Annotated in this window: 13 protein-coding genes and 1 pseudogene; 6 read left to right on the top strand and 8 right to left on the bottom strand. The window is 65.8% G+C overall.

The window, feature by feature from the left end:
* The first annotated feature begins 103 nt into the window (after positions 1–103).
* From JWN03_RS04155 to JWN03_RS04145, 3 genes are read left to right on the top strand one after another with little or no spacing between them, the layout of a single operon-like run.
* Positions 104–595, top strand: a complete 492-nt coding sequence (locus JWN03_RS04155) for a MarR family winged helix-turn-helix transcriptional regulator (RefSeq protein ID WP_297609916.1) — start codon at positions 104–106, stop codon at positions 593–595.
* Positions 596–606: 11 nt separating this feature from the next.
* The gene (locus JWN03_RS04150) at positions 607–3,231 is read left to right on the top strand and encodes an MFS transporter (protein ID WP_297609913.1); all 2,625 of its coding nucleotides are present in this window, start codon (positions 607–609) and stop codon (positions 3,229–3,231) included.
* Positions 3,228–4,049, top strand: a complete 822-nt coding sequence (locus JWN03_RS04145) for a YceI family protein (RefSeq protein ID WP_297609910.1) — start codon at positions 3,228–3,230, stop codon at positions 4,047–4,049. The genes JWN03_RS04150 and JWN03_RS04145 overlap by 4 nt, the downstream gene beginning before the upstream one ends.
* 81 nt (positions 4,050–4,130) lie before the next feature.
* Here the strand turns inward: JWN03_RS04145 and JWN03_RS04140 are convergent, their stop codons facing one another.
* The 4 genes from JWN03_RS04140 to JWN03_RS04125 form a co-directional block, all read right to left on the bottom strand.
* Complete coding sequence (locus tag JWN03_RS04140) at positions 4,131–5,069, bottom strand: cutinase family protein (RefSeq protein ID WP_297609907.1); 939 nt, start codon at positions 5,067–5,069, stop codon at positions 4,131–4,133.
* A gap of 286 nt (positions 5,070–5,355) precedes the next feature.
* Positions 5,356–6,366: an alpha/beta hydrolase gene (locus JWN03_RS04135; protein ID WP_297609904.1), complete on the bottom strand. Its 1,011-nt coding sequence runs from the start codon at positions 6,364–6,366 to the stop codon at positions 5,356–5,358.
* 102 nt (positions 6,367–6,468) lie between these two features.
* A complete protein-coding gene (locus tag JWN03_RS04130; protein ID WP_297609901.1) occupies positions 6,469–7,173 on the bottom strand; it encodes a hypothetical protein in 705 nt (234 codons plus the stop codon).
* 589 nt (positions 7,174–7,762) lie between these two features.
* On the bottom strand, positions 7,763–8,494 hold the full coding sequence (locus JWN03_RS04125; protein WP_297609898.1) for a DUF7873 family protein: 732 nt from the start codon (positions 8,492–8,494) through the stop codon (positions 7,763–7,765).
* A 215-nt stretch (positions 8,495–8,709) separates the two neighbouring features.
* Between JWN03_RS04125 and JWN03_RS04120 the strand changes: the two genes are divergently transcribed.
* Positions 8,710–9,441 carry a VIT1/CCC1 transporter family protein gene (locus JWN03_RS04120; protein ID WP_297609895.1) on the top strand — a complete coding sequence of 244 codons (732 nt, stop codon included), beginning with the start codon at positions 8,710–8,712 and terminating at the stop codon, positions 9,439–9,441.
* 80 nt (positions 9,442–9,521) lie between these two features.
* Here JWN03_RS04120 and JWN03_RS04115 read toward each other — a convergent pair whose 3' ends face one another.
* The gene (locus JWN03_RS04115) at positions 9,522–10,319 is read right to left on the bottom strand and encodes a HugZ family pyridoxamine 5'-phosphate oxidase (RefSeq protein ID WP_297609892.1); all 798 of its coding nucleotides are present in this window, start codon (positions 10,317–10,319) and stop codon (positions 9,522–9,524) included.
* Between the two features lie 23 nt (positions 10,320–10,342).
* Positions 10,343–11,347, bottom strand: coding sequence for a PHP domain-containing protein (locus JWN03_RS04110; protein WP_297609890.1), 1,005 nt, complete (start codon positions 11,345–11,347; stop codon positions 10,343–10,345).
* Positions 11,348–11,406: 59 nt separating this feature from the next.
* On the opposite strand from JWN03_RS04110, the gene JWN03_RS04105 reads away from it, so the two are divergent.
* Together JWN03_RS04105 and JWN03_RS04100 are read left to right on the top strand one after the other, a co-directional pair.
* The gene (locus JWN03_RS04105; protein WP_297609887.1) at positions 11,407–12,120 is read left to right on the top strand and encodes an SDR family NAD(P)-dependent oxidoreductase; all 714 of its coding nucleotides are present in this window, start codon (positions 11,407–11,409) and stop codon (positions 12,118–12,120) included.
* Positions 12,117–12,584, top strand: coding sequence for a MarR family winged helix-turn-helix transcriptional regulator (locus JWN03_RS04100; RefSeq protein ID WP_297609885.1), 468 nt, complete (start codon positions 12,117–12,119; stop codon positions 12,582–12,584). Before JWN03_RS04105 ends, JWN03_RS04100 begins: the two co-directional genes overlap by 4 nt.
* Before the next feature lie 6 nt (positions 12,585–12,590).
* Here the strand turns inward: JWN03_RS04100 and JWN03_RS04095 are convergent, their stop codons facing one another.
* Together JWN03_RS04095 and JWN03_RS04090 are read right to left on the bottom strand one after the other, a co-directional pair.
* On the bottom strand, positions 12,591–13,091 hold the full coding sequence (locus JWN03_RS04095) for a DinB family protein (protein WP_297609883.1): 501 nt from the start codon (positions 13,089–13,091) through the stop codon (positions 12,591–12,593).
* 20 nt (positions 13,092–13,111) lie between these two features.
* Positions 13,112–13,404: pseudogene (locus JWN03_RS04090) on the bottom strand (class I SAM-dependent methyltransferase); the annotation flags it as partial.

Genomic DNA, 13,404 nt, shown 5'->3' with positions numbered 1-13,404 from the left:
AATCCTCCGCACCCCTTCAACGATGGCCCCGTTTTGTGTATAGTTGGCGCAGGCAAGTAGTTGTATTCGCTAAGTAAATAAGTGGTAAAGAGAAGGGCCGATCATGGCGACTGTTGCCAGTGATCCCAGTGCGACGACCGAGCTGGAGGGTGCCGATCTACTGGGCGCACAGCTGGTTCGGCTCATGCGGGCCATCGGAAGGTCTAAACACCGAGTGGTCAAGAACGGCCCCGACGGGCTGGAACAACTCGCGTACGCGGTGCTGTTCTGCCTGGTCCACGACGGGCCGCAACGCACCGGGAAACTGGCCGAGTCATTGCACGCCGAGATCTCGACCATCAGCCGGCAGACCAGAACCCTGGTCGGCCACGGTCTGGTCGAACGCCGAGCCGATCCGATCGACGGCCGCGCGTGCGTGCTGAAGGCGACGGAGGAAGGTGAACGTGTCTTCGCGGAGAACCGCCGATTGCGCAATATCTGGCTCGCCAGTTTCCTGGCGGACTGGCCCGCAGCCGACCGTTCGACGCTGACCGGATTGCTCGAGCGACTCGTGAGCGACATCGAAAGAACTACCACGACAACCGATCCGAAATAGGGCTTCGAAACATGACATCTGCGACTCTCGAGGCGTCGCCGGACGTGCAGGCGGTAGCCCCGCCGAAACTGTCGCACCGGCAGATCCTCACCATCCTGTCCGGTCTGCTGCTGGGGATGTTCCTGGCCGCGCTGGACCAGAACATCGTGAGCGTGGCGATCGTCAAGATCGCGAACAGTCTGCACGGCTTCGATCAGCAGGCCTGGGCCACCACGGCGTACCTGATCACGGCCACCATCAGTACCCCGCTGTACGGCAAGCTTGCCGATATCTACGGGCGGAAACAGTTCTTCCTCACCGCGATCGCGCTGTTCGTCATCGGCTCGGCGGCGTGCACCTTCGCCACCTCCATGTACGAGCTGGCCGGATTCCGCGCGTTCCAGGGTCTGGGCGCCGGCGGCCTGATGTCGCTGGCGATGACCATCATCGGCGATATCGTCCCGCCACGTGAAAGGTCCAGATACCAGGGCTATTTCATGATGGTCTTCGGTATCGCCACCGTGCTCGGCCCGGTGCTGGGCGGCTGGCTGTCCGGCTTCGACCACCTCGGTGGCATCGAGGGCTGGCGCTGGGTATTCCTGGTGAACGTGCCGGTCGGCATTATCGCGCTGATCGTTGTCGCCAAGGTGCTGAATCTGCCGCAGGAGCGGCGCCAGTTGAAGGTCGACTGGGGCGGCGCGGTGGCACTGACCATCTGCGTGGTGCCGTTGCTGATCGTCGCCGAGCAGGGGCGCGGCTGGGGCTGGGGTTCGGGCAAGGCGATTCTCTGCTACGTCATCGGTGTGATCGGGCTGGCATTGTTCGTCGCCATCGAGCACATGATGAAGGACGCGGCGCTGATTCCCTTGCGCCTGTTCAAGAATTCGACGTTCACCGTGTGCATCGTCGGCGGATTCATCGTCGGCATCGCCATGTTCGGCGCGATCACGATGGTCCCGCTGTACCTGCAGGTGGTACGCGGCTTCTCGCCGACCAAGGCGGGTCTGCTGATGCTGCCGCTGGTGGCGGGCATCATGATCGGCTCGCTGACGTCCGGGCAGGTCACCAGGCGTACCGGGCGCTACAAGATTCTGCCGGTGGCGGGCACGTTCATCATCGCCTGTGGCGCCGCGCTGTACGCGACGGTGCACTTCGACAGCGCGCTGTGGCAGCCGCTGCTCTTCAGCGGCATCGTCGGACTCGGCCTCGGTGGCTGCATGCAGACGCTGATCATTGCCGTGCAGAATGCCGGTCCGCGTTCGGATATGGGCGTGTCGACCGCGTCGGCGACGTTCTTCCGTCAGGTCGGCGGCACGCTGGGTGTCGCGGTATTCCTGACGATTCTGTTCAATCTGCTGCCGAACAAGATCGTCGACGCGTTCGGCGGGCATCTGCCGCCCGGATTCGATGCGTCGAAGCTCAGCAGCGTGCAGTCCAATACCGCAGGCATCGCGGCGCTTCCGGCGCAGGTGCGTGATCCGATTCTGATCGGCTTCACCAATGCGATGCACGGCGTGTTCTGGGTTGCCGCCGGTGTGGCACTGCTGGCGTGCGTGGTGTTGCTGTTCATGAAGGAGATTCCGTTGCAGGATTCCGCGCCGGTGCCGCCCGTGCCCGCAGATCCCGAACTGGCGGCCGAGGCCGAGTGGTCCGAGGAGCAGGTCTGGGAGGGTGCCGCACAGGCGATCTCGCAGCCCGAACCGGTGCTTGCCGCCGCAGGACGACATACCGCCGACGGTCATGACGCTGCGCAGGTCAACGGTCTTGTCGCCGCAGGACCGATTGTCGCGACCAACGGTTTTGGCGCGCACCATGTTTCGGCTGGCACGGCGACGGCGACCCTGCCGGTCGTCAGTGCCTCCGCCGCCGGTCGTTCGATCGGCGGGCGGGTGCAGCGTGAGGACGGCCGTCCCGTGCCCAATGCCGCAGTTACGCTGATCGATCAACGCGGGCAACAGGTTTCGCGTACCACGGGTGACAGTGGCGGCGGGTACCGTATCGAGCCGCCTGCGACCGGCAGTTATGTGCTGATCGTCTCGGCGGGCGGGCATCTGCCCACCGCGGTGAACGTCACGGTCGACAGCCGACCGCAGCAGCGGGACCTGGTCCTGCAGGGGTCGGGCGAATTATCCGGCACCGTGCGCACGGCCGGACGCGGAGAACCGTTGCCGGGCGCCACGATTACGCTGACCGATCCGCGCGGCGAGGTTGTCGGTGCGGCGGTCACCGGGCCCGATGGCGGGTATGTCTGCCTCGGCGTGGTGTCGGGCGCCTACACGCTGGTCGCCGCGGCCGAGCACATGCGGCCGACCGCCGCAGCCTTGGTCGTGCCCGACAGCGGCCTGCTGCGGTACGACCTCGAACTGACCGCCATGGCGGTGCTGACCGGCAAGGTGTGGGCCGAGGGTCGTGCGGTGCCGGACGCCTCGGTCACCGTGCTCGACGAGGACGGCACCCCGATCGGGACCACTCGCACCGACGAGCAGGGTCGCTACACGGTGACCGATCTGATCGAGGGCGGGTACACCCTCGTCGCTCGCGGATATCCGCCGGTGACCAGCCGGGTACGCCTCACCGGGGGCGAGGGTGACCACGATGTTCAGCTCGGCTACAACATCGAGCAATCCGATGTCGAACGGTCCACGGAGTTGTCATGAGTGGTCTCACCGCACAGATTCGCAGCGCGGAGGGCTGGCCGGTGGCGGGCGCGGTATTGACCGTCACCGATCTGACCGGGCAGCAGCTCGCCCGTGCGGTGGCCGGTGCGACCGGGGCGGCGGATACCGATCCGCTGCCTCCGGGCATGCATACCGCGGTGATCACCGCGCCCGGTCACCAGCCGGTGGCCCAGCTCGCCCGCATCTCGGCGGCGGGCACGGGCACGCTCGGTGAGATCCGGCTGGTGCCGGAGGCGAATGCGGTGGCGGTGCCACCGCCGGGGCCGTGGACGATCGATCCGATGCATTCGACGGTCATCGTCACCGCGCGGCATCTCGGGATCGCGGGGATCAAGGCGCGCTTCGCCGAGGTCGGCGGGCGGCTCGATATTGCCGAAACCTTCGAGCAGTCAGCGGGATACGCAGAAATCAAGGCGGCGACCGTGGACACCGGGATCGGCATGCGTGATGATCATCTGCGTTCGGCGGAGTTCCTGGATGTCGAGCGCTTTCCGCTGATCACGTTCACCGGCAAGCGTTTTCGCCGCACCGGCGCCGACACCTGGGTGATGCCGGGTGACCTCACCCTGCACGGTCACACTCGCCCGGTAGATCTCGCCGTCACCTACGGCGGCCACGGTCCCGATCCGTGGGGCGGTGTGCGTGCGGCATTCCATGCCGAAACCCTGCTGTACCGGGATGATTTCGCCATCGACTACAACGCTGTGGTCCGGGTGGGCATCGCCGCGGTGGGCACCACCGTGAAGGTCGAGCTCGACATCGAGTTGGTGCAGGGAGATCGGCTGCCGTCGTTCTAACTGCGGTCTCGGGATGTCATTGTCATGAAAAGCGGGGCCTGTCACCAGGATTGGTGACAGGCCCCGCTTTCGTCCGGTCTATCAGGGGTGCTGGTCGGCTACATCGGAGAGCCAGTTGTGCAGCCATGCGGTAGCTGTTTCGCCATTGCCGTCCACCGTGTAGCGCGGGTAGGACTGGTGGACGCCGGAGGAGAGGAATTCCTGAACCTGGCGGGTCCACTGTTCGCCGGCGGGATCGTCGGGGGAGGCGGAGAGGATGGCCGAGCCGCCCGGCAGCAGTGCCTCGCCGAGAATCGACTGGACGGTCAGCAGGTAGTTGCTGACCTGGAGCGGATCGGGTGCGGACAGTTGGGTGAGGAATCCGGCGAAGCGGCCGGCGAGATCATCGGTGGGCACTGAACAGTACAAATCGCCCGCCGCGCAGAAGGTTCGCACCTTCTGGCTCAAGAACCCGAAGCCGCCGATGCGCTCGCCGCCCGCACCGGCACCGGGTACCGGCGGGCCGATCAGCGCATCGGTGGGTCCGCGCCGCGGATCCGACAGCAGACCGACCGCCGCCACTCGATCCGGCGGCACCACACCGTGCCCCGAGCCGATCTCCGCGGCCAGGTCGCCGGCCGCGTCCGCGCCCTGGCTGTAACCGAGCAGCGCGAAACGCGTTGCGCTGCAGCGGGCCGCCATATCGGCGATCATGCCGCGTGCGGTGGTGACGGCTTCCCGCTTCGAACGGCCGTAGACCTCCCCTTCCCAGGGCAGGGCGGTGGCCGCATAGCTGACGTAGTCGGTGCGCACATTGCCGGGCAGTCCGCGAGTGACCTGCGACAGCATGCCCGGATGCGGATTGTCGCGGGAGGTTTCCCAGGTGCCCGGTACGGCCACCACATTGAGGTCCGGGCAATTGCTCGGCGCCGCGACAGCCACGGGTGCGCCGATGGTCGATAGCAATCCTGCCGCGACGGCCACGGTCGATGCAGCGGCGGCGCATACTGTCTTGAAAGACTGAGTTGTTCGAAATGACAAGGCCCACACTCCTTGCTCAGACCGTACATAGGTTGGCAGTTCTTCCCCAGAACGCGGGGACGGCAACACATCAGCACTCGCGGTCACACCCCCGCACAGAGCTGCTGCCCGAGTTCTAGCCAATATCCGGCAAGCGGAGGAGAACCGCGCCGAACATACCAAGAAACTGCCCAGTCCGGTTGGCGCTTCGCCCGTAAGCTCGCACGTCCCCGCATTCCCGCACCTCACCCCGCGTGTCTGCGGGCCGCCATGCCACGCTGCAGACCGGCTCCTGGGGTCGCCGGATCTACGCTGCGCCGAGGGCTTCGGCGAACAACGGCCAGGACTTGTGGAGGTCGTCTTCCCAGTAATGCCAGGTATGGGTTCCGGCGGGGCGGAATTCGACCTGGGCGGGGATGTTCAGCTGGTTCAGGCGGTCGGCGAGTTGGTGGGTGCAGGAGTTGGTTGCTGCTTCGATGAGGCCGCCGAGGAGTATCTGGTTCACTTTCGTGGCGGCCTGGCCGACGGTGAACGGGGGAAGGATGGCTTCGGCGGGGCCGGGCAGGCCGCTGGAGCTGGAGAGGTAGATTGCCTTGCCGCGCAGGCGATCCGCATTGAGGAGTGCGTCGTGGTCGCGCCAGGCGGGGTCGCCGTCGCTGCCCCACATGTTTTTGGGATCCGCGCCTGCGCGGGCCATCACCAATTGGATGTAGGTTCGGCCCGCCTGGTCGGAGGTGGATGCGCAGCCGCTGTACGCGCCGACGGCGCGGTAGCGGTCCGGTGCGGTACCCGCCAGATCCAGGACCGAGGTGGCCGACATCGAGACGCCGGCAATCGCATTGACGCCCGAGGTGCCCAGGGCCGCATCGATGATCGGCGGCAGCTCGCGGGTCAGGAAGGTCTCCCACTGGTTGCGGCCGAGTTTCGGGTCGTCCCGCTGCCAATCGGTGTAGTACGAAAAGGCCCCTGCGGCAGGAGTAATGACGTTCACGTTCTTGTCGGCGAAGAACTGCACGATATCGGTTTGGTTGTACCAGCTCGCGATATCCTCGCCGCCGCCCGCACCGTTCAGCAGATAGAGGGTGGGGCGCGGTTCGCTGGTATCGAAAGGTGTCAGTACTTGCAGCGGTATCACGCGGTCCATCGCGGCCGAATACACGTAAAAGGTTTGCTGCCGTTGCCCGGCGCGGTCTATGTGGTCCAGATGCGACACGGTCGGTTCGGCGTGGGCGGCAGCCACGGAACCCGGCGCGCCGGACGACAGTGCGAGGGCGAGAGCGGAAGCGGCGATCAGTACCGCATGTTTACGCGCGAGCAAGAAATGATCCTCGGGAAATATTCGATAGTGACGGAATTCCGGGCGGGTCCACCCACCCTGACTGTGGCCGGCGAAATGCGTTGCCGGCCACAGTCGGAGAGATCAGCTGCCGATCAGGTTCTTCAGCACACCGGTGAGGATGTCGCCGACCGAACCGGTCGAGCTGAGCTGGCCGTCCGAGGAGCCGAGGCCGTTGTTGCCCAGGCTGCCCAGCAGCGATTCACCGGCATTGGCGCTGCGCGCGGTGAAGCATGCGGTCAGATTCGGCAGGTTGTTGCTGACGCCGACCGTGCCCGCGACGCCGATGCCACCGCTGGTGACCAGCTGACCGGCGCTCACGCTGGAGGGCACCGCATAGGTGATGGTCAGGGTGACGGGGTTACCCGAATTGACGAACCAGCCGGTGCTGGTGACCTTCCAGCCACCCGCGTTCGGTTCTGGCGTCACATCTTCGGAGGTCTGACCGCCGACGAGGTGATATGCGGTAATGGATGCCTTGACAGGCGCGCCGAAACCGGTCGGCGGGTAATCGGTAATGGTGTTTACGTAGGGATTACCGATACCGGTGGTGCCGATGACGTCCGTGTAGGTGACGGTCGTGCCGACGCCGATGGAACCGGAGCTGACGGTCTTGTCATAGACATGTGTAATACCGACCGTGCTGATGTCGTTCTTGCTGGCATGGCTGGTCACCGAGCAGGTCGACGTATCGGCAGTCGCGACTCCGGTGGTCAGAGCAGTCCCGGCACCGGCAACGATCAGGGTGGAGGCCGCGATTCCCGCGAGCAATCGTGAAGTGTGGCGCATGTTTCCTTCCGGTGGTTCCAGGGCTTCCGGAACCGATTCCTCATCGATCGATGACCTGTCCCGCTCGGCGGTGACAGGCCATCTGGCGTATGAGTAAACGGCACCTACTGGACGCTTGTCTAGGGAATCGGGAAACTAGTGAAATGTTGTTATGTCACAAGTTGGATATGCCTGGAAAAGGGGTGATCACCACGGTGGAGACATGGGGAAGCCCCGGGGACTAGCCTGCCCCGGGGCCTCGGTGTCCGCCCATTTGCAACATGCCGACACGTTTAAGAACGGACTCAGTCTCAAGAACGCGGTGCTCTGCGATTGAGCTACGGCCCATTGGTGGCTGAGCCGGCGGGAGTTGAACCCGCAACCTCCACGTTGACAATCCGTTCTCTCGATTCGGCATTGGGCGGCGAATGCTGATTCTGGAGCGATAATGTGAATTTGAAGGCGCGGTGCCTCTGCCGATTGGGCTACCCCGCCACGAGTGGCGGGGGGAGGGTTCGAACCTCCACTTGTCCGCTGGGCCTGTCACATTGAACTTCTGATTCAGCTTGCGCTCATTGCGCACCACCGACACTAGACGGTGGCGGCCCGGTCAGCCAAACAGATATCCGAAGATCTCCTCGCCCGGCTTCAACTGGGTGATCTCGGCATTATTGGCCTCCTCGCGCGCGAACTTGACTGCGTGCTGCAGCTTTTCGACACGCTCGGTGAGGTCGTTCACCCGCTTGGCCGGCAGCGCGCCGGAGAACTTGATGGTCCGCCAGTAGCCGACCACCACATCCTCGTGATACACCTCGACCTGCGCCGGATGCTTCTCTGTCGCTTCGGCTTTCACGTGGTTGCGCGGAATCTTCTTGGTACGCACCGTCTGTACCGGTTCGGTCGCGTAGCAGTCGGCGGAGGCGTCGTACTCCCACGATTCGGAGGCATCCAGCACCGGTAGTTTGCGCACGAAGGTGTGCAGATCCACCAGCTGCTTCTCCAGGAACAGCAGGTAGGTGACGGGCGCGTCTTTCACCAGGGTCCGGCCGTCCACCACCACATCGGCTTTCGCCGCGCAGTTGGCCCAATCCTTGGTTGCCACCACATCGAACAGTTTGGTCAGGATCTCCGCGGTGGTCTCCAGAACGCCCTCGGACTTCACCTGTACGCGCGTCGACTCGGGCGGCAACTGCTCGCCCTCCTCGTCCTTGGGACGGTAGGTGCGCGAAATGCCGCTCAGCAGCGGGTTCTTGGCCAGCTGGTGATGGGCCTCGGTGAGCTCGGAAAAGGTCCGGGATTTGATCCCTTTCTCCACGGCGACAATCTGATTCAAACGTGTCATCCCGGCACTGTATCGGCGAATGTGCCCACCCAACCAGTCGTTTTCACAGCAGGATGAACACTCGGCAAACCCGCTCGGCCGGTGGGGAGTCCGCGGCAGTGCGCTCGGCGGGCCGCAGGTTAGGGTTGAAATACCTTGGTATGCAACGCATTACCTCACTTTGGTGAGGCTCTCATTGCTGGAATGCTGCTGCGGAATTGGTTACGGTCACCGCTATGAGCGAAGAACTCGCCGAACACCCGATCGCGCCGCATGCGTCCGAGCCGCATACGGGCAGTCTGGCGTCCCGGTTGAACTGGTTGCGGGCGGGGGTGCTCGGTGCGAACGACGGCATCGTGTCGGTCGCGGGCATTGTGATCGGCGTCGCGGCCGCCACCTCCGAGCGCGGGCCGATTATTACCGCGGGCATTGCGGGGCTGGCCGCCGGTGCGGTCTCGATGGCCCTGGGTGAGTACGTTTCGGTCAGTACGCAGCGTGATAGTGAGCGCGCGCTCCTTGCGACCGAACGTCGTGAACTCGTCGAAGAGCCCGAGGCCGAGCTCGCCGAACTCGCCGCTATCTACCGCGCGAAGGGGCTGACCGCGGCGACCGCGCAGGCTGTCGCGGAGGAGCTCACCGCCCACGACGCCTTCGCCGCGCACGCGGAGGCCGAACTCGGCATCGACCCGGACGATCTCACCAATCCCTGGCATGCCGCGCTGTCCTCGGCAGTGTCGTTCACGCTCGGGGCGCTACTGCCTTTGCTGGCGATTCTGATGCCGCCCGCCGCCGACCGACTACCCGTCACATTCGCCGCGGTTATGGTCGCGCTCATTCTGACCGGCAATATCAGTGCGCGCCTGGGCGGCTCGGCGCCCCTTCCGTCGACCGTTCGCATAGCGGTCGGCGGGGCACTCGCGATGGCGGTGACCTACTGCATCGGCCACCTCGTAGGGATCGCCGTGTAGCGAGCCGACTTCCGGGGCAGCATGCTCGACCAGCGGCGGCACGGGCCGAGCCGATAGCTTCGATCGGCGCGCGGTCGTTGCTACTCCGCGCGCGAAAGCCGGGTCAATTCGACTGTGGCGGCACGGAGTTCGCCGACCGAATCGAGGGGCGAGACGTAGCCGATGCGGGTGACGGCGATGCCGCGCGGGGTGGTGACACGCAGGTCGAGGCCGTAGCGGTCGGCGCGCTCGCAGACGGCGGCCGTCGCGTCGGGGTAACCGCCGCGCGCCTGGGCCATGGCGAGCAGGGCATCGGCGTGATCGTCATTGAGGTGCGTGATGGCCCGGCCCGCCGCGGACACGATCGTGTCGGGTGCTGCGGCGGAATACTGTGCTGCGGTAGCGGAATCCATCCGGCCGTACCCGCCGACCCAGCGCACGCGCTCCACTCGCATGACCCACAGCGTGAAATCGCTGAAGTCGATGTAGTACTTGGCGGCCGGAACGGCGGCCAGATGCGCCTCGCGAGCCGCGGCCGCCTCATCACCCTGTGGTTGTTCGACTATGCCTGCCAATGTGACTCGTGAACCCGCCAGCGGATCGGACGGCAGATCAGGGCTGACGATCGACAGGCTCGCCCGGGGATCAACGGCGAGATTGCGACCGTGCTCAGCCATCCGCGAGACACACAGCACCGGCTGACCATCGAGCAATCCGTAGGTGACGAAGGAAGCCCAGGGCGCACCCTCCGCCGTCAGACTTGCCAGCGTGGCGGTATTCGTCGCCGCCACAACGGTTCTGGCTTCCTCGGCAGGAGACGGCCGATCAGCATTGGCGATGGCTGTCAGTGGAGGGGGAGTGGACGGGGCATCGCCCGGGTCACCGTGATCGAGAGGCACGCCTCACAGGCTACGCGCCGGTGTCAGGACCCTGCCCAAGCCAGCAGTTTGTCCACAGGCCAGGTGTTGATGATCCGCTCGGCGGGCACGCCGCTGTCCAGCGCACGCTGCGCGCCGTACCCGAGGAAGTCGAGTTGGCCGGGCGCGTGCGCATCGGTATCGATGGAGAAGTCGCAGCCGATATCGAGTGCCAGCTGCAATAGGCGGGTCGGCGGATCGCGGCGTTCCGGCCGGGAATTGATCTCGACGGCGGTGCCGTGATCACGACAGGCGGTGAACACCTGCTCGGCGTCGAACGCCGACTCCGGCCGGGTGCCCCGATTGCCCTCGACGAGCCGGCCGGTGCAATGCCCGAGAATGTCGGCTTGACCGCCCGAGACCGCACGCACCATTCGTCTGGTCATCGCGGCGGCATCCATCTTGAGCTTGGAGTGCACGCTGGCCACCACGATGTCGAGCCGTTGCAGCAGTTCGGGTTCCTGGTCGAGCGAGCCGTCGTCGAGGATGTCGACCTCGATGCCGGTGAGAATGCGCATCGGGGCGAACTGCTCGCGGAGTTCGTCGATGACGTCGAGTTGCTGCCGTAGCCGGTCCGGCGACAGCCCGTTGGCAACGGTCAGCCGGGGCGAGTGGTCGGTGAGCGCGCAGTACTCGTGACCCAATGCCTGTGCGGCGGCCATCATCTCCGCGATGGGCGCTGATCCGTCCGACCAGTTCGAGTGCAGGTGCAGGTCGCCCTTGAGCGCCGCCCGCAGTGCTCCTCCGCCCAGATCCTTTGCTGTGGAACGCAATTCGACCAGAGCGTCCGGTTCTCGCCCGGCCCATGCCTGCGCGATCACCGTGGCCGTCTTCGGGCCGATCCCCGGCAGCGACTGCCAGCCGTTCGACCGTCCCAGCGTCTCCCGCTGAGCATCGTCGAGCCGCTCGACGATATCGGCGGCATTGCGATAGGCCATCACCCGGCGCGAGTCCTCGCGGGCTCGGTCCTTGTAGTACGCGATCCGGCGCAGGGCGACCACGGGGTCCATGCCTCCAGTGTGCCTGGAGCTGCTGTACAGATTTAATTATATCCCATACAATGATTGCTATGACTACAGCTAATAAGAGCTCTGATCCCGGCAAGCGCGTGCTTCTGATCGGCGCGTCTCGCGGCCTGGGCCTCGCGCTGGCCCAGGAGTGGGCGAGCAACGGCTGGCAGGTCGTGGCCACCGTGCGCGGCTCGGGTCGCACCCCGCTGCACGACCTGGCTGATACCAGCGCCGGGCGCATCGAGATCGAATCCGTCGATATCACCGAGCCCGCGCAGATCGCGGCGCTGCACGATCGGCTGGCGGACCGGATGTTCGACCTGCTGTTCGTGAACGCCGGTGTCACCAACGAGCCGGAAGGCACTGTTGCGGAGACCTCGACCCAGGAGTTCAACCGCGTCATGGTCACGAATGCGCTGGGCCCGCTGCGGGTGATCGAGGCGCTGCAGGACCGTGTCGAGCCCGCGGGCACCATCGGGGCGATGTCCTCGGGCCAGGGCAGCGTCGCCGACAATGTGCGCGGTGGCCACGAGGTGTATCGCGGCAGCAAGGCCGCGCTCAATATGTTCATGCGCAGCTACGCGGCGCGCCAGAGCGGTGATCGCGTTCTGGTCCTGATGGCTCCCGGCTGGGTGCGCACCGAACTCGGCGGCCCGGACGCCCGGTACGGCATCGACGAGAGCATCCCGAACATCGTCAAGACGATCGACTCCCTGCAGGGGGAACCCGGTCTGCATTACGTCGACTTCCTCGGCCGGACAGTCGCGTGGTGAACGACTCCGCGAGACCGGCGGCCGAGCCGGTCCAGCAGGCATGGGCCCTGATGCACCGTTTCGTGGAGGCGCACAACCGCCGAGGCGAGCTCTCCGAGGCGCTTGGATTCCGCCTCGGCGGGGGTCGCGGAAAGATCCTCTTCCAGCTTCGCGACGGACCGCGGACCCTCGGCCAACTCGCGGAGGCCAATGGCGTCGACGCCCCGTACGCAACCCTGATCGTCGACAAATTGGAAGCTCACGGCTTGGTCGAACGCCGACCGCACCCCGATGACCGGCGTCGCAAGCTGGTCACGCTCACTGCCGCCGGGCACAACGCCATCGCAACCGCCGACACCATCCTGCTGCGCCCGCCCCCGGCGATCCGAAGTCTCCCCGCCGAGGACCTCGAGCGGCTCACCGAGATTCTCACGCGTCTCCTCGAAGTCGATGCGGCCGAACCGAAGTCGTCCACTCCTCGGTAGTCCCGGTCAGCGCCCGGTGGTGCCGTCGATCAATTCGCGGAGGATGTCTGCGTGCCCGGCGTGGCGGCCGGTCTCCTCGATCATGTGAACGAGCGCCCAGCGGATGCTGGGAGCGGGGCGATCCGACTCCTTCCGTGGAACGGGCGCGCCGAGATCCGTGCACCCGTCGAGAACCTCGTTCGCCCGCTCGACCGTCTCCCGGTAGCGGGCGACAATATCGGCCACGCTGTCCGCCGTTGCTGCCCGGAATGTCGACTGCCAGTCGGTCACATTGTCCCCCAGGAACATTGAGCGTTCGACGCACGTCAGGTGCTGGAGCAGTCCGAGCAGATTGGTGCCCGACGGCACCGCGGCCGTTCGCACCTGTGGTTCGGGGGCGCCGTCGACCTTCGCGGCAATCGACGCCCGGAGATAGTCGAGAAATGCGCGCAGGGTTTCGATCTCGCTGCTCCCCGCCCGGGGCGGCCGGGAATCACTGTGGCGCTTGCGATGTGCAGTGCTGGGCACGGTGGTCTCCTTCCTCGGGATCAGGCAGTCCGGCGGATGAGCAGGACGTGGTCGGTGACTTCGGCGGTGCGGCCGTCCGGTCCCGTCGCGATCCGGCGGGGTGCTTCGGCTCGCTCGACCATCCAGGTCGCCGGATCCAGATCGATACTCGCGGCGACCTCCCGCGGGCTCGGATACCGGACGCCGGGATCCTGATTCCACGACCACGGCGCAGTCGAGCCGTGGTCGACGACCAGCAGCCGCCCGCCCGGACGCAGCGCGTGCGCGGCCAGGCGCAGGACGGCGGCCCGGTCCAGGTCGAAGGAGGTGTGCA

Origin of the sequence: Nocardia sp., from assembly GCF_025465275.1 — a bacterium.
In the GTDB taxonomy this organism is placed as follows: domain Bacteria; phylum Actinomycetota; class Actinomycetes; order Mycobacteriales; family Mycobacteriaceae; genus Nocardia.
Note: the sequence above shows the minus strand (reverse complement) of the source record. Positions and strands in the feature narration are given on the sequence as shown.

Excerpts from the sequence above, each read along its gene's own strand:
- JWN03_RS04110 (WP_297609890.1), bottom strand. The coding sequence starts at position 11,347 with ATGGACCCCGTGGTCGCCCTGCGCCGGATCGCGTACTACAAGGACCGA.
- JWN03_RS04105 (WP_297609887.1), top strand. The coding sequence starts at position 11,407 with ATGACTACAGCTAATAAGAGCTCTGATCCCGGCAAGCGCGTGCTTCTG.
- JWN03_RS04125 (WP_297609898.1), bottom strand. The coding sequence starts at position 8,494 with ATGACACGTTTGAATCAGATTGTCGCCGTGGAGAAAGGGATCAAATCC.
- JWN03_RS04150 (WP_297609913.1), top strand. The coding sequence starts at position 607 with ATGACATCTGCGACTCTCGAGGCGTCGCCGGACGTGCAGGCGGTAGCC.
- JWN03_RS04145 (WP_297609910.1), top strand. The coding sequence starts at position 3,228 with ATGAGTGGTCTCACCGCACAGATTCGCAGCGCGGAGGGCTGGCCGGTG.
- JWN03_RS04130 (WP_297609901.1), bottom strand. The coding sequence starts at position 7,173 with ATGCGCCACACTTCACGATTGCTCGCGGGAATCGCGGCCTCCACCCTG.
- JWN03_RS04120 (WP_297609895.1), top strand. The coding sequence starts at position 8,710 with ATGAGCGAAGAACTCGCCGAACACCCGATCGCGCCGCATGCGTCCGAG.
- JWN03_RS04155 (WP_297609916.1), top strand. The coding sequence starts at position 104 with ATGGCGACTGTTGCCAGTGATCCCAGTGCGACGACCGAGCTGGAGGGT.